Source organism: Amycolatopsis sp. CA-126428 (genome assembly GCF_002904335.1).
Classification (GTDB): domain Bacteria; phylum Actinomycetota; class Actinomycetes; order Mycobacteriales; family Pseudonocardiaceae; genus Amycolatopsis.
The window spans coordinates 1-22,059 of sequence record NZ_PPHF01000155.1 but is presented as its reverse complement, the minus strand read 5'-3'; the positions used below and the strand labels follow the sequence as shown (position 1 = coordinate 22,059).

17 protein-coding genes are annotated in these 22,059 nt (G+C 73.9%); 6 read left to right on the top strand and 11 right to left on the bottom strand.

The features are described from left to right. Positions 1-60: 60 nt before the first annotated feature. From C2L58_RS38540 to C2L58_RS38530, 3 genes are read left to right on the top strand one after another with little or no spacing between them, the layout of a single operon-like run. Complete coding sequence (locus C2L58_RS38540) at positions 61-1,872, top strand: glycosyl transferase (RefSeq protein ID WP_103342554.1); 1,812 nt, start codon at positions 61-63, stop codon at positions 1,870-1,872. An 18-nt stretch (positions 1,873-1,890) separates the two neighbouring features. After that, on the top strand, positions 1,891-2,730 hold the full coding sequence (locus C2L58_RS38535; RefSeq protein ID WP_103342553.1) for a DUF4397 domain-containing protein: 840 nt from the start codon (positions 1,891-1,893) through the stop codon (positions 2,728-2,730). Beyond that, positions 2,720-3,325, top strand: a complete 606-nt coding sequence (locus C2L58_RS38530) for a class F sortase (RefSeq protein ID WP_103342552.1) — start codon at positions 2,720-2,722, stop codon at positions 3,323-3,325. The genes C2L58_RS38535 and C2L58_RS38530 overlap by 11 nt, the downstream gene beginning before the upstream one ends. On the opposite strand, the gene C2L58_RS38525 is transcribed toward C2L58_RS38530, so the two are convergent. From C2L58_RS38525 to C2L58_RS38495, 7 genes are all read right to left on the bottom strand, one after another. Then, the gene (locus C2L58_RS38525) at positions 3,322-4,425 is read right to left on the bottom strand and encodes an LLM class flavin-dependent oxidoreductase (RefSeq protein WP_103342551.1); all 1,104 of its coding nucleotides are present in this window, start codon (positions 4,423-4,425) and stop codon (positions 3,322-3,324) included. The two genes, C2L58_RS38530 and C2L58_RS38525, sit on opposite strands and share 4 nt — an antisense overlap. Continuing rightward, a complete protein-coding gene (locus C2L58_RS38520) occupies positions 4,422-5,432 on the bottom strand; it encodes an ABC transporter substrate-binding protein (RefSeq protein ID WP_199191653.1) in 1,011 nt (336 codons plus the stop codon). The genes C2L58_RS38525 and C2L58_RS38520 overlap by 4 nt, the downstream gene beginning before the upstream one ends. After that, positions 5,419-6,123 (bottom strand): ABC transporter ATP-binding protein, encoded by a 705-nt coding sequence (locus tag C2L58_RS38515; RefSeq protein ID WP_103342550.1) that lies wholly within the window; start codon positions 6,121-6,123, stop codon positions 5,419-5,421. Before C2L58_RS38515 ends, C2L58_RS38520 begins: the two co-directional genes overlap by 14 nt. Next, positions 6,108-6,926: an ABC transporter permease gene (locus C2L58_RS38510; RefSeq protein WP_103342549.1), complete on the bottom strand. Its 819-nt coding sequence runs from the start codon at positions 6,924-6,926 to the stop codon at positions 6,108-6,110. Before C2L58_RS38510 ends, C2L58_RS38515 begins: the two co-directional genes overlap by 16 nt. A 127-nt stretch (positions 6,927-7,053) precedes the next feature. Then, on the bottom strand, positions 7,054-7,764 hold the full coding sequence (locus C2L58_RS38505) for an MBL fold metallo-hydrolase (protein WP_103342548.1): 711 nt from the start codon (positions 7,762-7,764) through the stop codon (positions 7,054-7,056). A 9-nt stretch (positions 7,765-7,773) separates the two neighbouring features. After that, on the bottom strand, positions 7,774-8,874 hold the full coding sequence (srmL, locus tag C2L58_RS51050; protein WP_103342547.1) for a PheS-related mystery ligase SrmL: 1,101 nt from the start codon (positions 8,872-8,874) through the stop codon (positions 7,774-7,776). A 566-nt stretch (positions 8,875-9,440) separates the two neighbouring features. After that, entirely contained in the window at positions 9,441-9,953 is a 513-nt protein-coding gene (locus C2L58_RS38495; protein WP_199191652.1) for a DinB family protein, read from the bottom strand. A 44-nt stretch (positions 9,954-9,997) separates the two neighbouring features. On the opposite strand from C2L58_RS38495, the gene C2L58_RS38490 reads away from it, so the two are divergent. Genes C2L58_RS38490 through C2L58_RS38480 form a run of 3 tightly spaced genes read left to right on the top strand, consistent with a single transcriptional unit; the run spans position 9,998 to position 14,330 of the window. Beyond that, positions 9,998-10,858 (top strand): hypothetical protein, encoded by an 861-nt coding sequence (locus C2L58_RS38490; protein WP_199191651.1) that lies wholly within the window; start codon positions 9,998-10,000, stop codon positions 10,856-10,858. Between the two features lie 53 nt (positions 10,859-10,911). Next, positions 10,912-12,582 carry an ABC transporter ATP-binding protein gene (locus C2L58_RS38485; RefSeq protein WP_103342545.1) on the top strand — a complete coding sequence of 557 codons (1,671 nt, stop codon included), beginning with the start codon at positions 10,912-10,914 and terminating at the stop codon, positions 12,580-12,582. Beyond that, positions 12,579-14,330, top strand: a complete 1,752-nt coding sequence (locus C2L58_RS38480) for an ABC transporter ATP-binding protein (RefSeq protein ID WP_103342544.1) — start codon at positions 12,579-12,581, stop codon at positions 14,328-14,330. The genes C2L58_RS38485 and C2L58_RS38480 overlap by 4 nt, the downstream gene beginning before the upstream one ends. 326 nt (positions 14,331-14,656) lie before the next feature. Here the strand turns inward: C2L58_RS38480 and C2L58_RS38475 are convergent, their stop codons facing one another. The 4 genes from C2L58_RS38475 to C2L58_RS38460 form a co-directional block, all read right to left on the bottom strand. Beyond that, positions 14,657-14,866: an MbtH family protein gene (locus C2L58_RS38475; protein ID WP_103342543.1), complete on the bottom strand. Its 210-nt coding sequence runs from the start codon at positions 14,864-14,866 to the stop codon at positions 14,657-14,659. Between the two features lie 11 nt (positions 14,867-14,877). Further along, complete coding sequence (locus C2L58_RS38470; protein ID WP_103342542.1) at positions 14,878-15,900, bottom strand: ABC transporter substrate-binding protein; 1,023 nt, start codon at positions 15,898-15,900, stop codon at positions 14,878-14,880. Between the two features lie 81 nt (positions 15,901-15,981). After that, positions 15,982-16,395: an aspartate 1-decarboxylase gene (panD, locus tag C2L58_RS38465; protein WP_103342541.1), complete on the bottom strand. Its 414-nt coding sequence runs from the start codon at positions 16,393-16,395 to the stop codon at positions 15,982-15,984. 2 nt (positions 16,396-16,397) lie between these two features. Then, the coding region (locus C2L58_RS38460) for a non-ribosomal peptide synthetase (protein ID WP_146073751.1) at positions 16,398-22,059 on the bottom strand (5,662 nt) is incomplete at its 5' end.

The following is a 22,059-nucleotide window of genomic DNA, read 5'->3' as shown; positions in this document are numbered from 1 at the left end:
TCCGGCTGACGTAACCGTCCCGAGCTGGACCGGTGATCGGGAGCGGCTACGATCCGTCCAATGGCCCAGCACAGCCAGGAGACGACCGACCCGGGCCGCTCCCCCGCGACGCTTCCCGAACCGGCGGCCACCGGATTCCCGGCCGCACACCGGTTGCTGTCGCTCGACGTCGTGCTGGCCCTGCTGGCGCTGGCGGGCGGGCTGCGCGTGCTGTACCTCGCCGCGCCCGCCCCGGCCCTGCCCGCCGAGGCCGCGAACGTCGCCCACGCCTACGCGCTCGGGCACCTCACGCCGTTCACCGACGCCGGCGGCGCCGGGGTGAGCCCGTTCGGCTGGTGGCAGCTCACGGCGTACACGATGGTCTCCGACGCCTTCGGGCGCTCGGCGTCGGCGCTCGCGGCGGTCCGCGAAACCATGCTCGTCGCCGCGGTGCTCGGTGCCGTGCTGCTGTGGTTCCTGGCGCGCCGGCTCGGCCTGACGCGGTGGGCGGCGGCGGCCGCGGTGCTGCTGGTCGCGGCGTCGCCGCTGGCGCTCGGTCTGCAGCGGCTGGTCGTGGTCGAGCACCTGGCGGTCGGGTGGCTCCTCGGCGCGCTGGTGCTCATCACCCGGCCCGGCGCCCGGATCCGGCACGACGCCGCGGCCGCGGTCTGCCTGCTCGCGGCGGTGCTCACCTCCCCGCTGGCGCTGCTCTTCCTGCCCGCCGCCGGCTGGCTGCTGGTGCGGCGCGCGCCCGCCCGCGCGGCGCTGGTGGCGGTGCTGCTCAACCTCGGGCTGGGCATCGCGTTCGGCCCGGCGGCCGCCGTGCTCCGCCCGCACCTCGCGGCCGCGAGCCGGCCGTCGGTGGCCGATTGGGTCGCTCTCGACCCTTCGTGGGCGGTGCTCTCCACGGTCGCCTTGGTGGCCGCGCTGGCCGTCACCGCCCTGCGGCCGCTCGCGGTGTCCGGCCTGCTCCTCGTCGCGGCCCTGCTCGTGCCCGGCGTGCCGGACACCGCCGTGCTCGCGCTGCTGCTGCCCCTCACGCCCCTGCTGTTCGCCGCGGTCGTCCAAGCCCTGGCGCGCCAGCGGGTCCCCGTGCACCGGGGGAAACGCGCCCGCGGTCCCGGGACCGTGCTGGCCGCGGGGGTGCTCGTCGCCGTGGTCGCCACCGGCTGGATCTACGGCTACCCCGCCCTGCGACCCGCCACCGGCCGCGGCGGACCGCTCGTCGAAGCCCAGGACTGGTTGCGGGCCAACGCTTCCGGCGCGCGCGTGCTCGTCGACGACGGCGCGTGGGCCGAGTTCGCCAAGGCCGGCTGGCCGACCGGGCTGCTCGTCCCGGCCGCCGCGTGCGCGGCCGGCTGCCCGCCCGCCGACTGGGCCGTGTTCGCCACCGGCGCGGACGGCCTCCGGAGCCGCTATCCGGCCCTCGGCACCGCGCTGGCCGACGCCGGCGTGACCGCGGTGTTCGGCCAGGTCACCGTCTCCCGCCTCGGCCTGCCCGCCGCCGACCCGGCCGCGCCGTCGGAGGAGTCCGCGCGCACCCACGCGGGTGCGGCGCTGGCGGCGTCGGCCCGGATCACCTGCGCCCCGGACGCGCTCGCCGTGCTGCGGGCGGGCCGCGCCGACCCGCGGCTGATCGCGACGATCGCCGCGCTCGCGGCCCTGCAGCCGGTGGGCGTCGCGGCGTTCCCCGCCGTCCCCGGCGAAGACCCGGCCGGGCAACCGCGCCGCCGGGTGCTCCTGACCGGCGGCGCGGACGGCGCGGCGGCGTTCTACGCCGGCCAGCGCGACCTGTTCCGGCCGTCCTCGGTCGCCCGCACCGCGGGCGGCGTGCTCGTCACGTACCCGCTGTTCGCACCCCCGGGACTGCTGGTCCCGTTCTCCTCCCCCTGACGGTGAAAGGCCCCTCCCATGCGCACCCTCCTCCTCAGACCCGGCGGGCTGGCCGCCGCAGCCCTCCTGTTCGTCGCGCTGACGCCGGTGACGGCCGAGGCGGCGACCGGCCCCGGCCCGGGCGTCGGCTGGATCCGGGTCGGCCACCTGTCGCCGAAGGTGCCGCCGGTGGACATCTCCTTCGCGCCCTTCGGCCAGGCCGAGAAGGTCGTCATCCGCAAGGCCGGCTACGGCGCGGTCACGCCGTACTCGTCGCTCGGCCCCGGCAAGTACACACTCTCGATGCGGCCCGCCGACGCCGCACCGGCCACGCCGCCCGCGCTGTCGGCGACGATCGAGGTCGCCGAACGCAACGCCTACTCGCTGCTGGTCTTCGCGAACGGCCCGGACGGCACGCTCAAGGGCGACCTGGTCACCGACGACCTCACCCCGCCGGCCGCGGGCAAGGGCCGCGTCCGGGTCGTCCAGGGGTCGGCGGCGATCGCGCCGGTCACCGTGGCGGGACCGCAGGGTCTCACCATCGCGAAGGACGCGGCGTACGGCCAGACGTCGTCCTATGTGGACGTCCCGGAAGGACGGTGGCCGCTGCAGCTGAGCGGCGGCTCGGTCAAGTCGGCCGCCGACGTCGACGTCAAGGCCGGGTCGTCCACGTCGCTGCTGGTCACCGAGAGCGCCGGCGCGCTGAAGGCGAACCCCCTCTCCGACGGCGCGTCGCTGCCCGAACCGCCGAAGCTCGGCGTCGAGACCGGGGGCGGCGGCACCGCGCCCGGGTCCACCCCGCTGTGGCCGGTGTTCGCGGCGGCCGCCGGGCTGCTGGCCGCGCGGCTCGTGGGGCGCCGGGCGGCTCGTGCGCGCTGACGCCGGCGCGCTGCTCGTCGTGGCCGTGCTGGCCGCCGGCTGCTCGGCGGCCCCGGCAGCCCCGGTCGCGCCGCCACCCGCCGTCCCGGCCTCGTCGGTGGCTCCGCCGGCCGCGGGCGGGCCGCAGCCGCTGCCCGCCCCGGCCGGCGTCCGCCCGCTGCGGCTGCGCATCCCCGCCATCGGCGTCGACGCGGGCGCGCTCGTCCCGCTCGGGCTGGGCGCCGCCCACCAGCTGGAACCGCCCGCGCGGTTCGAGGACGTCGGCTGGTACGCCGCCGGCCCGGTGCCGGGCGATCCGGGCCCGGCGGTGATCGCCGCACACGTCGACTCCCGGGCCGGGCCGGCGCCGTTCTTCCGGCTGCGTGACCTGCGGGGCGGCGACCAGGTGTTCGTCGCGCGCTCCGACGGCCAGGAGACCCGGTTCGTCGTGGACGCCGTCCAGCGCTACCCGAAGGACGCGTTCCCGACGGACGCCGTGTACGGACCCGCGCCGGGCAGCGCGCTGCGGCTCATCACCTGCGGCGGCAGCTTCGACGCGGCGAAACGCTCCTACCGCGACAACATCGTCGTCTACGCCTCGACGCGCTGGGACTAGTACTCCTTGAGCAGGCCGCGCCGGGCCAGCTCGGGCCGGACGCCGTCGCCGAACCAGTACGCCTCCTCCAGGTGCGGGTAGCCCGACAAGACGAATTCGCTCACCCCGACGCTGTGGTACTCCTCGATCAGGTCCGCGACCTCCTCGTGGCTGCCGACCAGCGCGGTCCCCGCACCGCCGCGCACGAGGCCGACGCCCGCCCACAGGTTCGGGTGGATCTCCAGCCCGCGGACGCCGCCGTCGGTCCGGCCGCCGTGCAGCGCGACCATCCGCTGCTGGCCCACCGACTCGCTGGCGGCCAGCTGCGCCTGCGCCTTCGCGACCTGCTCCGGGCTGAGCGCGTCGAGCAGCTTCTGCGCCTCCGCCCAGGCCTCGGCCGAGGTGTCGCGCGAGATCGTGTGCAGCCGGACCCCGAACCGGATCGGCCGGTCGCCGGCCAGCTCGCGGACCTTGCCGATCTTCTCCGCCACCTGCGCGGGCGGCTCGCCCCAGGTCAGGTAGACGTCGGCGTGCCGCGCCGCGACCGGCAGCGCGGCCGGTGACGAGCCGCCGAAGTAGATCGGCGGCACCGGATCCGGCGCGGCCAGCGTCGTCGCACCTTCGACGCGCAGGTGCTCGCCTTCGAAGCTGAACGGCTCGCCGGACCAGACCCCGCGCACGATGGTGAGGAACTCGTCCGTCCGTGCGTACCGGGCGTCGTGGTCGTGCCAGTCGCCGAAGCGGCGCTGCTCCACCGCGTCGCCGCCGGTGACGATGTTGAGCAGCACCCGGCCGCCCGACAGGCGCTGGAAAGTCCCCGCCATCTGCGCGGCCAGGGTCGGTGAGATGACGCCCGGGCGGAACGCGACCAGGAACTTCAGCCGGGTGGTCTCCCGGATCAGCGCGGCTGTGGTGAGCCAGGCGTCCTCGCACCACGTGCCGGTCGGCGTCAGGACGCCCTCGAAACCCTGCCGCTCGGCGGCGCGGGCGACCTGGGCCAGGTAGTCCAGGTCCGGGTCGCGCTGGGCGGCCGGGCCCGCGGACCGGTTGGCGTGGAAGCGTTCCACGATCGTGCGGCCGTCCCCGCTGGTGGGCAGGAACCAGTGCAGGCTGATGCTCATCCGTTGCTCCTCGCCTGGTCCAGGTCGGGACCGAACCGCCGGTCGGCGAAGGCGGCGAAGTCCACCTTGCCCGGCAAAGTCTTCTCGTCGGTGAAGGCGTCCGCGAGCTGCTGTTCGGACGCCACCACGGAGTCGTCCAGCACGATCGGCCGGTCGCGGCCCGCCTCGACGGCCTTCTGCGCGACTTCGAGCTTCAATCCGGTCTCCTTGGCCCACGCCTGTGCCCACGCGTCGCGGTGCGTGTCGGCCCACTTCTGCGCCTTGACCACGCGCACCGCGAAGTCGCGCAGCGCCGTGTTCTTGCCCGGATCGCCGAGTGCGGCCGTGCTCGCGGTCAGGAAGGCCAGGCCGTTCGACGCGCCCCGGCCGTCGGCCAGCACCCGCGCGTTCGCTTCGAGCTGCGCCTGCGCGGTGTAGGGGTCCCAGATCGCCCAGGCGTCGATCGTGTGCTGGGTGAACGCGGCATACGCTTCGGACGGCTGGAGAAAGCTCAGCTTGACGTCCTTCGTGGACAGACCGTTGTTGTGCAGGGTGTTCAGCAGCTGCCCGTGCGCCGAACTGCCCTTCGCGACGCCGATCGTCTTGCCCTTCAGCGAAGCGACGTCCTGCAGCGGTGAGTCCGGCGGGACGAGCACGGCTTCCCGCTCGACGTTGCTGCGCGACACGCTGATCACCTTGATCTTCGCCTTCGCGGCGGCCGCGAAGATCGGCGGCGTGTTGCCGACGCGCCCGGTGTCGATGGCGCCGGCCGAGGCGGCTTCGAGCAGCGGCGGGCCCGAAGTGAACGTCGCCCATTCGATCTTGTACGGCGTCCCCTGCAGCAGGTTGGCCGCGGTGAGCAGCGACTTCAGGCCGCCCTTCTGGTCGCCCACCTTGAGCGTCACCTTCGCCAGGTCGGCCGCGCTCACCGAGGCCGGCACGGCGGCGGGGTCGTTGCCGCTCGCCGTGCCGCACGCGGACACCACGAGAGCCGCCGCAACCGCCAGTATTCCCTTACGCCACAGCATCTTCGGTCACTCCCAGGTCGGCCAGCACGCGGCGGCGGAGGTCGTCGTGATCGGCGGTTTCGCGCGGCCGGTGCGCGGCCACGATCCGGCCGCCGTCGAGCACCAGGACACGGTCGGCGAGGCGGAGGGCCTCGTCCACGTCGTGGGTCACCAGCAGCACGCCCGGCCGGTGCCGCCGCCAGAGGTCCTGGACCAGGCCGTGCATGGAGATCCGGGTGAGCGCGTCCAGGGCGCCGAACGGCTCGTCGAGCAGCAGCAGATCGGGTTCGCGCACCAGCGCACGGGCGAGGGACACGCGCTGGGCCTCGCCGCCGGACAGCGTCAGCGGCCAGTCGTCGGCGTGCTCGGCCAGGTGCACCTCGGCCAGGGCTTTCTCGGCCAGGCCCCGGTTGCGGGACTTCGCCACACCGTCCTGGCGCAGGCCGAGGACGACGTTGCGCCAGACCTTCCGCCACGGCAGCAGTCTCGGCTGCTGGAACGCGACCGAGACGGTCCCGGTGACTTCCACGCCGCCTTCGACGGCATCGTCGAGGCCGGCGAGGACCCGCAGGAGCGTCGACTTGCCGGACCCGCTGCGGCCGAGCAGGGCGACGAACTCGCCGCGCTCGACGGTCAGGTCGAGTCCGCTGAGGACGGTCCGGTCGCCGAACCGCTTGGTGAGGCCCTGGACCTCGGCTACCGGGTTCGCCACCGCAGCACCTTCCGTTCGAGCAGCCGGACCAGCGCGTCGGTGACCAGGCCGAGCAGGGCGTACAGGACCAGCCCGACGACCACGACGTCGGTGCGCAGGAATTCCCGCGCGTTGTTGATGAGGTAGCCGACCCCGGCGTCGGCGTTGACCGTCTCGCCGACGATCAGCGCGAGCCAGGCGAGGCCGAGCGACTGCCGCAGCCCGACGAGCGCTTGGGGCAGCGCGCCGGGCAGGACGACGTGCCAGAGCCGTTCCGCGCGGCTGAACCCCAGCGCCCGGGAGGCTTCGACGAGGTCCGGGTCGGCGCCGCGGATTCCCGAGTGGACGTTGAGGTAGAGCGGGAAGGCCACGCCGAGGGCGACGAGCACGATCTTCGTCTCTTCGCCGATGCCGAACCACAGGATGAACAGCGGGATCAGGCCGAGGAACGGCAGGGTGCGCAGCATCTGCACCGGCGGGTCGACCAGGGCTTCGCCCCAGCGCGACAGCCCGGAGACGATGCCGAGCAGGAGGCCGGCGATCGCGCCGAGGGCGAACCCGGCACCGACCCGGCCGAGCGACACCGCGAACGCACTGCCGAGTTCGCCGCTGCGCGCGACTTCGATACCGGCCTGCACGACCGTCCACGGTGAACTGAGCTTGTCGGGCGGCAGGAGCCCGGTGGCGCTGGCGGCCTGCCAGGCGGCGAGGAGCACCACCGGGCTGATCCACCGCCGGAGATCGGGCCGCCGCACGGCTCTGCGCGGCGGCTCGGCGGCGCGTTTCCGGGCGTGCGCGAGCACACCCGTAGTGGAAATCGACACGGATTTCTCCCGGGGACTGGGACGTTCTGCGATTGCGTGGTCCCGACCATCCGGGGAGTGGGAAGCGAAGTCAATCGGCGCCCACTCCGTGAACACCCCGTGTTTCACCCCGTGGAACGCCCTGGTCTCAGCCGCCGAACATGACCTTCCATTCGTCGAGCGAGCGCGGCCGGTAGACGAAGTTGGTGCGCTTGACTTCCGACAGCGCGGCCGACGGCTCGGCCGAGTACTGGTGCCCGGGGTGGACCACCGGGTCGCCGGGCAGCCCGGCGAGCGCCTGCAGGCTGCGGTAGATCTCTTCGGCGTCACCGCCCGGGAAGTCGGTGCGGCCACAGCCTTCCAGGAAGAGCGTGTCCCCGGAGACGAGCTTGTCCTCGACCAGGAAGCACTGGCTGCCCGGCGTGTGCCCGGGCGTGTGCAGCAGCCGGATGGGAATGGCCCCGACCTCGAGGACGTCGTCGTGGTCGTGCGCCCGCAGGTCGGTGCCGGACACGCCGGTGACCCGCCGCACCCACTCGGTCTCGGCCCCGTTGACGTGGATCGGCACCGGTTCGATCGCGAGGAGCTCGGCGATCCCGGGCAGGGAGAAGCCGAGCATCTCCCCGCCGACGTGGTCGGGGTGGTGGTGGGTCGCCAGCACGCCGGTGAGCCGCATCCCGTCCTGCGCCAGGACGTCGAGCAGGTCCCGCACCGCGTAGGCCGGATCGACGACGACGGCGTCCCCGGTCTCGCGGTCCCCGATCAGGTAGGCGAAGTTCGCCATCTGCGTCGCAACGGGATCACCTACGGCGAAGTCCCGCCCGGCGAGCAGCTGCCGGAAGTAGAGCCGATCTGCCATGGGCCCACCCTACGGGGTGGTCCACTCGTGGGCGCTTCCCTGGTGGAGCGCCGCGTAGGCCCGGTCTCTCAGGGCGTTCGCCTCCGCGTCGGACAGGGTCCTGGCCAGGGGCCTGAGCACCAGGCGGACCAGGAGGTTCTTCTGGTCCGGGCGGGCGCCCAGCCGGGCTCGCGCCTGCGGTGGGAGCAGGGCGTACGGCGTCTCCTGCCGGATCTCGACCGCCTCGACGACGCCGTCGTCTTCGCCGAGGGCGTCGCGGACGCGGTCGCCGAGGTCCTCGGCGCGGTCGTGGGCGTCGACGGCGATCGAGAGGTCGCGGCGCACCGGCGGCAGGGCGGAGACCGGGCGGTAGGGCGCGAGGTCGGTCATCTGGGCGGCGACCGCCGGGTCGGGTTCGCGCAGCAGCCGGATGTCCGGGATGCCCTTCCGCAGCATCAGCATCCGGTCGAGGCCCAGGCCGAGGGCGAGCCCGGACCAGGTTTCGTCCAGTCCGGCCCGGGCCAGGACGGCGGGGTGCACCCGCCCGCACTCGGCGACCTCGACCCACGCACCCGCATGTCCGACGTCCAGCTGCGCACCGTCCACTGTGTACGGATGCCGGCGGGGTTCGAGTCTCACGGTGCGGTCCGGGACGAGGGCGCCGGCCATCTCCTCGAGGTCGGCGCGGGTGGTGGGGCCGCGGGTGATCCGCCACAGGTCGAGCTGGTGGGGCGTGCCGCTGTGCAGCCGGTCGATGCTGTCGCGGCGGTAGACGACGCCCGCGCAGACGAGCAGGACGTCGTCGGCGGGGTTCGCGGCCAAGGCCCGCAGCGCGGCGGGGATCATCGCGGTGGAGTGGCTGCGCAGGACGTGCCGGCCGTCGACGTACCGGGTGTAGCGGGCATCGCGCGTGACGTCGGCGGGGTGGTAGCCGAGGTGGTCGTAGTTGTCGGCGACGGTGACGATGCGCTCGCCCGGGTGCCGCCGGACCGCGCAGGACCAGAGCGCGGCGACGGACTCGACGGCTTGCTCGACGACGAGCTGGATGGCGTGCGGCCCGGCGTCGGGATCGGTGAGATCACGGACGGCAAGATCGCGGGCCAGCTGGGCGGGAGTGAGTGTTTCGGGCATGACGGAACCTCCGGGGTGAACGGGACGGCTGGGGGTGGTTCCCCCCTGGCCCGGACACCCGGCGAGGTCGGTTCAGGCGGTGCCGGCTCAGGCAGCGTCGGCTGCGGCCATGGCCCCGGAACCCCGCGGGCACCCGGAAGGGGCCAGGGGGCCGGTAAATCGGCGGTACTCCGCAACGACGGCCACGAATCCAGGGTAGCGGCGCTTGTCACCCGGTTTTCTCGGCGGAAGCCCGCCGCCGGCACAGCGACCACTCCGGACGGCGCTACACCGCACCCGCCGGCCGGACCGCGCCGGTTCTCCGCGAGCCGGCTGGGGCAGTCGGCCACCGGTTGCCAGCCGAGTCAGTCCGAGACGAGACCCCGGACCAAACCCAGCCGAGCCGAACCAAGCCGGCCGAGCCAGGCAAGCCAGCCGGGCCAGCCCAGCCGGGTCCAGCCGGGTCGGGTCGGGTCGGGTCGGGCAAGCCGGCAACCGGCAACCCGCACCGAAACCGGACTTCCCCCTCCCCCCTCCCCCCTCCCCCTCGCCCACCCACCCGCCACCGCCGCCTGCTCACCGCTCCCTCACTCACCCACCTCCCCGTCCGCCAGCTCGCGCAGCACGTCCAGATGTCCGACGTGCCGCGCCGTCTCCTGCACCACATGCGCCAGCACCCACCGCACCGTGAACTCCGATCGCCGCCGGGTCCGGTCGTCCGGGGCCAATCCACGCAGCGCCTTCTCCACCCGGGCCCACTCCGCCTTGTACGCCGCCACCACCGATGCCGGGGTGTCCTCCGGACCCACGTCCCAGCTCGGGTCCGGGCTCCCCGCCCACAGGGACGGCAGATCCGCTCCGCCCGCCTCGATCGCCAGCCACCAGCGCTCCACCGCCGTCAGGTGCTTCACCACGCCCAGCGCGCTCATCCGCGGCGATGCCGGCAGTGGCGTCGCCGTGGCCTGCGGCACCGTCAGCCCCGCCAGCTTGTTCACCGCCGTCGCGCGCAGGAACTGCAGGAAGTCCAGCAACAGACGCAGCTCGTCCGCCGCCACCGGGGCGGGCCAGTGGCGGTGGGTCTTCGAACTCGTGTTCGACATGGCCGCACCGTACCTCAGTGGACCGACAAAATAGAGTGACCCGCATGTGGTGGGGACTGCTCTGCGCCTTGGGCGCGGCATGCGCGTACGGCGTGGCTTCGGTGATGCAGTCGGTCGCCGCCCGGGCCACGGACACCGGCGCCGACGGGGTCGACCCGAAACTGCTGGTCCGCGTACTCGGCCAGGGGAAGTTCGTGCTCGGCCTCTCCCTCGACGTCCTCGGGTTCGTCGCGCAGATCGTGGCCCTCCACGTCCTGCCGCTGTTCGTCGTGCAGGCCGCGCTCGCCGCGAGCCTCGCCGTGACCGCGGTCTGCGCGCGGTTCCTCGGCGTGCGGCTCGGCCGCCGCGAATGGGTGGCCGTCGGCGTCGTGTGCGCCGGGCTGGCCCTGCTCGGCGCCGCCGCCGAAAGCGAAGGCTCGGACCCGGTCGGGCTCGGCTTCCGGCTGACGCTGATCGGTGCGGTCGCCGTCCTCGCCGCGACCGGGATCGTCGCGGGCAAGGCGAACCGCCGGATCCGGACGCCGGCGCTCGGGCTCGTCGCCGGGCTGTGCTTCGGCGTCGTCGCCATCGCCGGCCGGATCATCCCCAGCCTCGCGCCGCTCGACCTGCTCACCGACGCCGCGACCTACACCGTCGCGGTCGCCGGCGGGCTGGCGATGCTCTTCTACGCGACGGCGTTGCAGCGCGGGAGCGTCACGACCTCGACCGCGATGATGGTGCTCGGCGAGACGGTGTTCCCGTCACTGGTCGGGGTGCTGGCGCTCGGCGACCGCACCCGCCCCGGCTTCGCGCTGGTCGCCGTCGCCGGGTTCGCCCTGGCCGTGGTGGCCGCCCTCGCGCTGGCCCGGTTCGGCGAACCGGCGACCGAACCGCGGACTGAGACGAAGCCGACCGTGCTCCCGTAACTTCTTTACTTAGACTAGCCTTACCTATCCCAGCTCTGGAGAGGGAGGCGCGGGTGAGCACCACGGGACGGCAGGTCCTCCGCCGGTCGATCGCCGGGCAACGACGGTCGGTGGCGCTCGCGGCGCTCCTGACCGCGGGCCACCAAGGCGGCGAAGCGCTGGTCCCGGTGGTGATCGGCGTGGTCATCGACCAGGCCGTCGCGGGCGGCTCGGTGAACACGCTCCTGTTCTGGCTGGCGGTGTTGGGCGTGCTCTTCGCCGCGCTGTCGACCAGCTACCGCCTCGGAGCCCGCTTCGGCGAGCGCGCCGCCGAACGCGCGGCCCACGACCTCCGCCTCGACGTCGGCCGCCGGGTGCTGCACCCCGGCGGCGTGGCCGGTTCCGGCACCCTCGCCGGCGAACTGGTGAGCATCGGGACGTCGGACGCCAAGCGCGTCGGCACGGTCAACGGTGTCCTGCCCTTCGGCGTCGCCGGCCTGGCCGGGCTGCTGGTCAGCGCCGTCGTGCTGCTCACCATGTCGCTGCCGCTCGGCCTGCTCGTGCTGCTCGGCACGCCGCCGATGCTGTACCTGGCGCACCTGATCGGAAAGCCCCTGGAACGCCGGAGCGAGGCCGAGCAGGAGCGGTCGGCGTTCGCCTCCGCCGTCGCCACCGACCTCGTCGCCGGACTGCGGGTGCTCAAGGGGGTCGGCGCCGAACGCGCCGCCGTCGCCCGCTACCGGCGGACCAGCCAGGACTCGCTGCGGGCGACGCTGCGCGCGGCCCGCGCCCAGGCCTGGCACAACGGCGCACTCTTGGCGCTCACCGGGATCTTCATCGCCGTCGTCGCCCTCGTCGGCGGCAACCTCGCCGCGGCCGGCGACATCAGCGTCGGCGACCTGGTCGCCGCGGTCGGGCTCGCGCAGTACCTGATCACGCCGTTCAGCATCTTCTCGTGGGTCAACGGCGAGCTCGCGCAGGGCCGGGCGTCGGCCGCACGGATCGCCGAAGTGCTGAACGCTGCCCACGCCGTCGGCGCCGGGGACGCGGCACTGCCGGTGCCGGCGGCCGGGCACGTCAAGCTGTCCGCGCTGAACCGCGGCGCCCTGCGTGACGTCGGTTTCGAAGCGCGGCCGGGTGAGCTGCTGGGCGTGGTGACCACCGACCCGGCCGCGGCGACCGACCTCCTGGACTGCCTGGGCCGCGCCGCCGATCCGGCGGGCGGCTCGGTGTCGGTCGACTCGGTCGATCTGTCCACTGTGGATCCCAGCCGGGTCCGCGAGGTGGTGCTGGTCGCGGCGCACGATGCGGACCTGTTCGCCGGGACGGTCGCCGAAAACGTGGCCACCGGGCCGAAAACCGCCGAGGCGATGACCGCGGCCGCCGTCGACGAGGTGGCGAGCGCGCTGCCCGACGGCGTCGCGACCGCCGTCACCGAACGCGGCCGGTCGCTCTCGGGCGGGCAGCGGCAGCGGGTCGCGCTCGCCCGGGCGCTCGCCGCCGACGCGCCGGTGCTGGTGCTGCACGACCCGACGACCGCGGTCGACACGGTCACCGAGGCGCGGATCGCCGCCGGGCTCGCCGAACTGCGGCGCGGCCGCACCACGATCCTCGTGACCACCAGCCCGGCGCTGCTGGCCGCCACCGACCGCGTCGTCCTGCTCGACGACGGGCGCGTCGCGGGCGAAGGCCGGCACGCCGAGCTGGCCGGCCGTCCCGACTACCGAGCGGCGGTGCTGTCTTGACCCGCGAACTCCTCCCCGTCGCCGAAGGCCGCCGGATCCGCGCCGTCCTCGGCGAGCTCGCCGGCCGGGCGAAAGGCCGCGTGGCGGCCGCGTTCACGATGCTCGTCGCGGCCACCGCGATCGGCCTGCTGACCGCGCCGCTGCTCGGCCGGGTCGTCGACCTGGTGGCCACGCGCCGCCCGGCCGCCGAGCTGGTCACGCCGATCGTGGGCCTGGTGCTCGTCGCGGTGGCGCAGGCGGTGGCGACCGCGATCGGCGTGTCGCTGGTGGCGCGGCTGGGCGAGACGATCCTGGCCGAGCTGCGCGAACGCTTCGTCGAACGCGCGCTCGGCCTGCCGCTCGAACAGCTCGAGCGCGCCGGGTCCGGCGACCTCACCGCCCGCGTGACGAACGACGTTTCGGTGGTCGCCGAGGGCGTCCGGCAGGCGCTGCCCGAGCTGGGGCGGTCGGTGCTGACGGTCGTCCTGACGCTCGGTGCGCTGGCCGTCCTGGACTGGCGGTTCCTGCTGGCGGCGCTGCTGGCCGTGCCGATCCAGCTGTGGACCGTGCGGTGGTACGTGCCGCGCGCGAAGCCGTTGTACGCGGCCCAGCGCGAGGCGGTCGGGGCGCAACAGCAGCAGCTGCTGGACACCATCGGCGGTGCGAAGACGGTCCGCGCGTTCCGGCTGGCGGACACGCACCTCGAGCGGGTGCGGGACCGGTCCGACGCGGCCGTCTCGCTGGCGTTGCGGGGAATCCGCCTGGTGACGCGGTTCTACGCGCGGCTCAACCTGGCGGAGTTCGTCGGGCTGTCGGCGGTGCTGGCTCTCGGGTTCCTGCTGGTGGGCGCGAACGCGGTGACGGTCGGTGTCGCGACGGCGGCGGCGTTGTACTTCCACAGCCTGTTCGGGCCGATCACGACAGCACTCGCGCTGGTCGACGACGCCCAGGCGGCCGCGGCCAGCCTCGCGCGGCTGATCGGCGTCGCCGACCTGCCGGCCGAGCCGTCGCCCGCCCAGCCGTCACGGCCGGTGGACGCATCGGTGAAGACGGCGGGCATCGGATACTCCTATGTGGACGGTCATCCGGTGCTGCGGGACGTCGACCTCGGTGTCGCCCCCGGCGAACGGGTGGCGCTGGTCGGCGCGAGCGGGGCCGGGAAGACGACGCTGGCCAAGCTGATCGCCGGCATCCACCGCCCGGACACCGGCTCGGTGACCCTCGGCGGGGTGTCGTTGGCCGAGCTGGGGCCGGAGGGCACGCGCCGCGCGGTGGGGCTGATCAGCCAGGAGGTCCACGTCTTCGCGGGCCCGCTGGCCGAGGACCTGCGGCTCGCCCGCCCGTCGGCGACCGACGCCGAGTTGCGGGCCGCGCTGGCCAAGGTGGGCGCGCTGACCTGGGTGTCGTCCCTTCCCGCCGGGCTGGCCACCGTGGTCGGCGAAGGCGGGCACCAGCTGACGGTGACGCAGGCGCAGCAGCTGGCCCTGGTCCGGCTGGTGCTGGCCGACCCGCCGATCGCGATCCTCGACGAAGCCACGGCGGAGGCGGGCAGCGCGGGGTCACGCGTCCTGGAGTCGGCGGCCGCCGCGGCCTTGGAGGGCCGCACGGCCCTGGTGGTCGCCCACCGCCTGACCCAGGCGGCGGCGTCCGACCGGATCGTGGTCCTCGACGCGGGTGCGGTGGTGGAGTCCGGAACCCACGAAGACCTGGTCGCCGCCGGCGGTCAGTACGCGAAGCTGTGGGAAGCCTGGTCCGGCCAGCGCGCCTGACGCCGTGTCGTCCCGCCAATCACGCGAGTCGACCCTCCAGGTACGCGAGTCGTCCGTCCAGGTACGCGAGTCGTCCGTTCCAGTACACGGAAGTCGCGTGATCGAAGGCGGAACTCGCGTGATCGAAGGCGGAACTCGCGTGATCGAGGGGGCATCTCGCGTGTCTGGAAAGGCATCTCGCGTGCCGGGAGGGTCGGGTTGCGTACCCAGGCGGTCGGATTGCGTACCTGGAGGGTCGACTCGCGTGCCCGGGAGGTCGACTCGCGTGTCTGGGAAGACGACACGCCGGAAGCCACCAGGCTTCCGGCGTGTCTTGGGGGAGGTGGTCAGGCGTCCATGGCGTCGGCCAGGGACTTGGGGCGCATGTCCGTCCAGTTCGCTTCCACGTGGTCGAGGCAGGCCTGGCGGGACGACGGGCCGAAGGTGACCGTCCAGCCGGCCGGGACGTCGGTGGACTCCGGCCACAGGCTGTGCTGGTTCTCGGCGTTCACCAGGACCAGGTACGTGCCGTCGGGGTCTTCGAACGGGTTGGTCATCGCGGGCCTCCTCAGGCGGTGATGTCCGTGCGGGCACCCTTGACCAGCGCGGTCAGCTTCCGGATGACCGGCGTGGCGAGCAGGTGGTTGAAGCGCGGCTCGGCCGACCAGTCGCCCAGCTGGTTCGCCTTGACCGCGGGCAGCTGGTTCCAGGTCGGGAACTGCGCCATCTGCGCGCGCGGCAGCGCGTACGAGCGCGAGTCGGTCAGGATCAGGTCGGCCGGGTACTTGCCCGCCTGCTCCCAGGACAGCTGCTCCCAGTAGTCCTCGCTGCCGCCGCCGGAGACGATGTCCAGGCCGAGTTCGCGGTAGTACGCGAGGTCGGCGAAGAAGTCCGGCTTCGCGATGTACAGGCCGTCCTTGTCGCCGTACAGCACCAGGACCTTGAGCCCGGCCTTTTCCTTCGCCGCCGCACGCAGGTCTTCCGACGCCTGGTCGAAGTCGGCCTTGGCCTTCTTCATGGTGTCCGAGTTCGCGTCGCCGCCCAGCGCGACGGCCAGCTGCGCGTAGCGCTCGATCACCTTGGGCAGCGTGACCTTGTACTCCGAGAGCGCGACGATCGGCGCGATCTGCTGCACCTTGGGGCCGAGGTCGTCGGTGAGCACCCACATGTCCGTCGGCTTGGTGCCGGTCAGGCCGGTGACGACCAGGTCCGGCTTGAGCGCGGCGAACTTCTCCATGCTGAAGTCGTCCCAGGCGTTGCCGATCGAGGTGACGGCGTTCAGGTCGATGTTGCCGGCCTGGATCTCCTTGCCGCCGTCGGCCGTCTTCTGCGGGCCGAACACGCCGGCCGGGCGGACGCTGTAGTCCCAGAGCGCCGCGGCCGAGCTGGCGTAGGCCACCACCCGCGCCGGACGCTGGTCGCGGGTGGCCTTCTGGCCGCGGTCGTCGGTGAACTCCCACGGGCCGGTGCTGCCGCCGGCCGCCGGCTTGCCGCCGCTGCCGCACGCGGTGAGGGCCGCGGCGGCCGCAACGCCGCCCGCCCCGATCAGGAAACCACGCCGGCTGAGCCCGGCAGCTTGGAACACGGACATGAGACCCTCTCGCCAAACTTTAGGATAGGCACACCTTATTTACGACAGCCTGGCAAAAGCAACCGTCGGGACTGCGCTGTGTCAACGCCCACGGCCGGACAGCTGCGCGGAAGCCCCGGGCACCGGCTCGGCCGGGTCGTGTCCCAGGTGGACCTGCCGGTTGTCCGCGTCCACGTGCACCACCCGCGGCCGGTGCCCGGCGCGCTCGGCTTCCGCCACCTGCGCGTAGGTGATGATGATGACGAGGTCGCCGGGGTGCACGAGGTGCGCGGCCGCGCCGTTGACGCCGATCACGCCCGAGCCCGGCTCGCCGGTGATGGCGTAGGTCTCCAGCCGGGCGCCGTTGGTGATGTCGACGACCTGGACCTGCTCCCCCTCGACGATGTCCGCGGCGGCCATCAGGTCCGCGTCGATGGTCAGCGAGCCGACGTAGTGCAGGTCGGCCTGGGTGACGGTGGCGCGGTGGATCTTGGCGTTCATCAAGGTGCGGTGCACTTCTACTCCGTGTCTCGGGTCAGTAATACGGCGAGGCCCGCCGCGGTGGGGGTACGGAAGAACTCGGCGATGGGCAGCTCGGTCCCGAGCCGGTCGGTGATCCGGTTGCGCAGGACCACCAGCAGCATCGAGTGGCCGCCGAGGGTGAACAGGTCGTCGTCGGCACCGACCGCGGCGATGTCCAGCACCTCCGCGAAGATCTCGCAGAGGGCCTTCTCGAGCGGCGTCTCCGGCGCCCGGCCGCGAGCCGCGACCTCGGGCACCGGCAGCGCCGCCCGATCCAGCTTCCCGTTGGGTGTCACGGGGAACGCGTCCAGCGGCACGATCGCCGCGGGCACCATGTACTCCGGCAGCGACCGCGCGAGGAACGCCCGCAGCTCCGCCGGATCGGCGGTCGCCGGGGTCGTGTACGCGACCAGCCGTTCGTCGCGGACCACGACGAGTGCCTGATCGACGTCGTCGTGGCGGGTCAGGGCCGTCTCGATCTCGCCCGGTTCGATCCGGAAGCCGCGGAGCTTGACCTGGTCGTCGGTGCGGCCGAGGTACTCCAGCTGGCCGTCCGGCCGCCATCGCACGAGGTCGCCGGTGCGGTACATCCGCTCCCCCGCCGGCCCGAACGGATCGGCGACGAACCGGTCCGCGGTGAGCGCCGGCCGCCCGTGGTAGCCGCGGGCCAGCCCGGCGCCGGCCAGGTACAGCTCGCCCGGCACGCCCGCCGGGACCGGCGAAAGACCGCCGTCGAGGACGTACGCGCGGGTGTTGTGCACCGGACGCCCGACCACCGGACGGTCGGCGTCGCCGAAGCGGCCGACCAGCGCATCCACCGTGGCTTCGGTGGGGCCGTAGAGGTTGTACGCCGCCGTGCCCGGCATCGACGACAACGTCTCCCACAGCGTCTGCGAAACGGCTTCGCCGCCGACACCGACCACGCCGAGGGAACACCGGCCGTCCGCGATCACCCCGGCCGTGGCCAGCTGTGCGAAGTGCGACGGCGTGAGTTCGAGGAAGTCGAGCCCGCGTTCGCGGACCACCGCCGCCAGCCGGTCCGGGTCGCGGCGCGTGTCGTCGTCGACGACGTGCACCTCGTGCCCGTCGAGCAGCCACAGCTGCGGCTGCCAGGACGCGTCGAAGAAGAACGCCCACGCGTGCCCGACCCGCAGCCGCCGTCCCCCCGCCGCCGCGACGGCCGGACGGTACAACGTCTCGCGGTGGCTGTGGAACAGGTTCACCAGCCCGCAGTGCGGGATGACGACCCCCTTGGGCTTGCCCGTCGAGCCGGAGGTGTAGAGCACGTACGCCGGGTTCGCGGGCGACGGCGGGATCAGCGCCGCGTCACTGTCCACAATGTCCTCGACGAGCAGCGCGCCCGGGACGAGGAAATCGAGCGAACGGCTCGTGAGCACCAGCGCGGGATCGGCGTCGGCGAGGATGGCGTTGATCCGGTCCACCGGCTGGTCCGGGTCGATCGGCAGGTAGGCCGCACCCGTCTTGAACACGCCGAAGATCGCCTCGACGACCGCCGCCGATCGCGGCAGCACGAGCGCCACGACCTGCTCCGGACCCGCACCCTGCGACGCGAGCCACCGGGCGAGCCGGTCGGTCCGCGCGGCGAACTCGGCGAAGGTGACGCTCGAAGACGCGTCGCTCAGCGCGGTCGCGTCCGGCGTCGCCGCCACCTGGGCGGCCAGGCGGTCGACCACGGTCGGCGCCGGGAGCGTCAGCGGCGCCCCGGCACCCCAGTCGCGCAGAATCCGGTCTCGCTCTCCAGGATCGAGGACGTCGATCCGGCTCAGCGGCCGGTCCGGGTCCGCGACGACCGCCGCCATCACCCGGACCAGGCGCTCGGTGAGTGCCCGGGCCGTCGGCTCGTCGAAGAGGTCGAGGCGGTATTCGAGGTCGCCGTCGATGCCCTCGGGTGTCTCGACCAGGTCGAACGACAGGTCGAACTTCGCCTGCCGCAGCCCGGTGTCCCGGTGGGCCGCGGCCAGCCCGAGCAGCCGTTCCGGCTCCGAACCCGAGTGGTAGACGGCGAGCATGACCTGGAACAGCGGGTGCCGGGCCAGCGACCGGGGCGGGTTGAGCAGCTCGACGAGGTGCTCGAACGGCAGGTCCTGGTGGGCGTAGGCGGCCAGGCCGGCCTCGCGGACGCGGTCCAGGAGCTGCCGGAACGTCGGGTCGCCCCCGGTGTCGGTCCGCAGGACGAGAGTGTTGACGAAGAACCCGGCGAGGTCCTCCAGCGCGTGGTCCGAGCGGCCGGCCACGGGCGTCCCCAGGGGAATGTCGGTGCCCGCGCCGAGCCGGGTCAGCAGGGCGGCCAGCACCGCCTGCAGGACCATGAACGTGCTGGTGTCGCTGCGGTGCGCCAGCTCCCGGAGTCCGCTGTGGACGGAAGCGGGCACGGTGAACGGCACCGCAGCGCCCCGCCCGGTCGAGCGCGCCGGACGCGGCCGGTCGGCCGGGAGCGCCAGCTCGTCGGGGAGGCCCGCGAGGGTGTCCCGCCAGAACGCCGCCTGCCGGCCGAGGAGGCTGTCCGGGTCGTCGGCGCGGCCGAACATCTCCCGCTGCCACCGGGTGTAGTCCGCGTACTGCACCGGCAACGGCGTCCACTGTGGACGCTCACCGCGCAGCCGGGCCGCGTACGCGGTGTCGAGGTCCCGCTTCAGCGGCGGCAGCGACCAGCCGTCGCCCGCGATGTGGTGCACCAGCAGCACGAACACGTGCCGGTCCGGTCCGGCCGAGACGAGCGTGGCCCGGATCGGGATCTCGGCGTCGAGGGTGAAGCGGTACGACGCCGCCGCGGTGACGCGCTCCTCGAGGTCGGCAGCCGTCTCGGTGACCAGGACCGGCTGCGCCTGGTCGAGCACGACCTGCCGCGGAATGCCCTGCTCCTCGACCAGGAGCGTCCGGAGCACCTCGTGGCGCGCCACGACGTCACCCAGGGCGGCTCGCAGCGCGTCGGTGTCGACCGGGCCGGTCAACTCCCACGCCCAGGGGATGTTGTAGGTCGCGGACGGCCCGTCGAGGCGATCGAGGAACCACAACCGCTGCTGCGCGAACGACAGCGGCAGGACGTCCGGCCGCCCGGCCGGGACCAGCGCCGGACGGCGGCCCCGGCCCGGGTCCAGGGCTTCGGCGAGCCGGGCCGGGGTGGGCGCGTCGAACACCGCCCGGAGCGGCACCTCGACGCCGAGCAGCGCGCGGATCCGGCTGACCAGCCGCGTCGCCAGCAGCGAGTGGCCGCCCAGGGCGAAGAACCCGTCGTCCGGGCCGACCGACGGGACGCCGAGGACGTCCGCGAACAGTTCGCACAACGCCTGTTCGGCGGGCGTCCGCGCGACCCGTCCCGACGTCCGGATCTCCGGGTCGGGCAGGGCGGCGCGGTCGAGCTTGCCGTTGGCGTTCACCGGCAGCTCGGGCAGGACGACGATCGCCGACGGCACCAGGTACTCCGGCAGCCGCGCGGCGAGCGACGCCCGCAGCGCCACCGGGTCGCCCGAGGGCGCCACATACGCGATCAGCCGGTCTTCCCGGGCGATCACGGCCGCGCGCGCCACCGACGCGTCGGCCGTCAGCGCGGCTTCCACTTCGCCGGGCTCGACGCGGAACCCGCGGATCTTGATCTGCTGGTCGGCGCGGCCGAGGAAGTCCAGTGCCCCGTCGGCGCGGCGGCGGACGAGGTCGCCGGTCCGGTACATCCGCTCCCCCGGCTCGAACGGCGAGGCGACGAACCGTTCGGCGGTGAGCGCCGGCCGGCCGAGGTAACCCCGCGCGAGTCCGGCGCCCGCGAGGTACAGCTCCCCGCGGACACCTGGCGGCACCGGCCGCAACGCCGCATCGAGGACGTAGGCGCGGGTGTTCGCGATCGGCCGCCCGATCGCCACCGGCCCGCAGACCTGGGCCAGGCTGTCGCCCGCGACTTCCGAGCAGCCGTAGAGGTTGACCAGCTTCGCCGACGGCCAGCGGGCCGCGACCTTTTCGGCAAGCGTGTCGGAAAGCGGTTCACCACTGGTGATCCAGGTGGTCACCGCGTCGAACGCCCCGGGCGGCGCGTCTTCGGCGAAGCTGTCGAGCAGGCTAGGGACGACGGTGGGCACCTGGGCGCCGGACTCGCGCACCAACGCGGCGAGCGCGATCGGGTCGGTGGCCGTCACGTCGTCGGCGAGGACCACCGGGTCGCCCGCCACCAGGCCGCCGAGCAGCTCGGTCGAGCCGTCGATGAACGTCAGCGCGCTCTTGGCGACGCGCACGCCGGGCCCGAGCGCCGAGCGGCCCCAGTGCAGCCGGTTGGCCAGGGCGCGCTGGGTTCCGGCGACCGCCTTCGGGCGGCCGGTGGAGCCCGACGTGAAGATCACGTACGCCGGGTGGTCCGGGCCGATCGACGGCCAGGCCGGATCCGGCCCGGTGTCCCCCGGCCGGACGAGCCGCTCCCCGAAGCCGTCCTCCGCGACGACCAAGTGCGGAGCCGCGTCCGTGAGCATGAGGTCGAGGCGGTCCGCGGGGTGGTTGAGGTCCAAGGGCAGGTAGGCCGCGCCGGTTTTGAGCACCGCCAGCAGCGCGACGACCAGGTCCACCGACCGCGGCAGCGCGACCGCGACCACCCGTTCCGGTCCCGCTCCCCGCGCGAGCAGCGCCCGGGCGAGGGCCGTGGCCCGCGTGTCCAGTTCGGCGTAGGTGAGCCGCTCGGCGCCGAACACCAAGGCGAGTGCGTCCGGTGTCCGCGTGACCTGGGCGGCGAACAGCCCCGCGGGCGTCTCCGCGGGCAGCGGTGTCGCGGGGTCGGCGGCGAGCTGGTCGCGCTCGGCGCCGGTGAGCAGGTCGACGGCACCGATCCGCGTGTCCGGGTCGGCGACGACGGCGGCCAGGAGCGTCCGCAGCCGCGCCAGGATCGCCTCGACACTCGCGCGGTCGAAGACGTCGCTGTTGTACTCGGCCGTGCCGCGGATCCCGGCCCGGTGCCCGGGCCGCTCGCCGACGAAGAACGTCAGGTCGGCGCGGGCGGTGCCGGTGCGGACGGGCTCCTCCGCGACGGTGAGGCCCGGTAGCGCGAGGTCGGCGACGGCGTTGTTCTGCCAGGCGATCATCGTCTGGAACAGCGGGTGGTAGGCCAGGGACCGCGCCGGGTTGAGCGCCTCGACCAGGCGCTCGAACGGCACGTCCTGGTGGGCGTACGCGTCGAGGCTGCGGTCCCGCACCCGGGCCACCAGGTCGCGGAACGACGGGTCGCCGCCGGTGTCGACGCGCAGGACCAGGGTGTTGACGAAGAAGCCGACGAGCTCGTCGAGCGCGGCGTCGGTGCGGCCGGCGACGGACGTGCCGAGCGGGATGTCGGTGCCCGCGCCGAGCCGGGTGAGCACCGCGGTGAGCCCGGCGTGCACGACCATGAACACGCTCGCGCCGCAGGCGCGGGCCAGCTCGACGAGTCCACCGTGGAGTTCGGCGTCCCAGCCGAACGCGAACTGCTCGCCGCGGTAGGACGCTTCCGCCGGGTGCGGCCGGTCCGTCGGCAGCTCGATCCGCTCCGGCAGGCCCGCGAGGGCTTCACGCCAGTAGGCCAGCTGCGGTGCGATCACCGGCTCGCCGAGGACGTCCCGCTGCCACAGCGTGTAGTCCGCGTACTGCACCGGCAGCGGCGTCCACTGTGGAGCTTCCCCGGCCCGGCGGGCG

Coding starts and splice junctions, on each gene's coding strand:
- C2L58_RS38540 (WP_103342554.1), top strand. CDS start 61: ATGGCCCAGCACAGCCAGGAGACGACCGACCCGGGCCGCTCCCCCGCG.
- C2L58_RS38535 (WP_103342553.1), top strand. CDS start 1,891: ATGCGCACCCTCCTCCTCAGACCCGGCGGGCTGGCCGCCGCAGCCCTC.
- C2L58_RS38525 (WP_103342551.1), bottom strand. CDS start 4,425: ATGAGCATCAGCCTGCACTGGTTCCTGCCCACCAGCGGGGACGGCCGC.
- C2L58_RS38520 (WP_199191653.1), bottom strand. CDS start 5,432: ATGCTGTGGCGTAAGGGAATACTGGCGGTTGCGGCGGCTCTCGTGGTG.
- C2L58_RS38505 (WP_103342548.1), bottom strand. CDS start 7,764: ATGGCAGATCGGCTCTACTTCCGGCAGCTGCTCGCCGGGCGGGACTTC.
- srmL (WP_103342547.1), bottom strand. CDS start 8,874: ATGCCCGAAACACTCACTCCCGCCCAGCTGGCCCGCGATCTTGCCGTC.
- C2L58_RS38495 (WP_199191652.1), bottom strand. CDS start 9,953: ATGTCGAACACGAGTTCGAAGACCCACCGCCACTGGCCCGCCCCGGTG.
- C2L58_RS38490 (WP_199191651.1), top strand. CDS start 9,998: ATGTGGTGGGGACTGCTCTGCGCCTTGGGCGCGGCATGCGCGTACGGC.
- C2L58_RS38475 (WP_103342543.1), bottom strand. CDS start 14,866: ATGACCAACCCGTTCGAAGACCCCGACGGCACGTACCTGGTCCTGGTG.
- C2L58_RS38470 (WP_103342542.1), bottom strand. CDS start 15,900: ATGTCCGTGTTCCAAGCTGCCGGGCTCAGCCGGCGTGGTTTCCTGATC.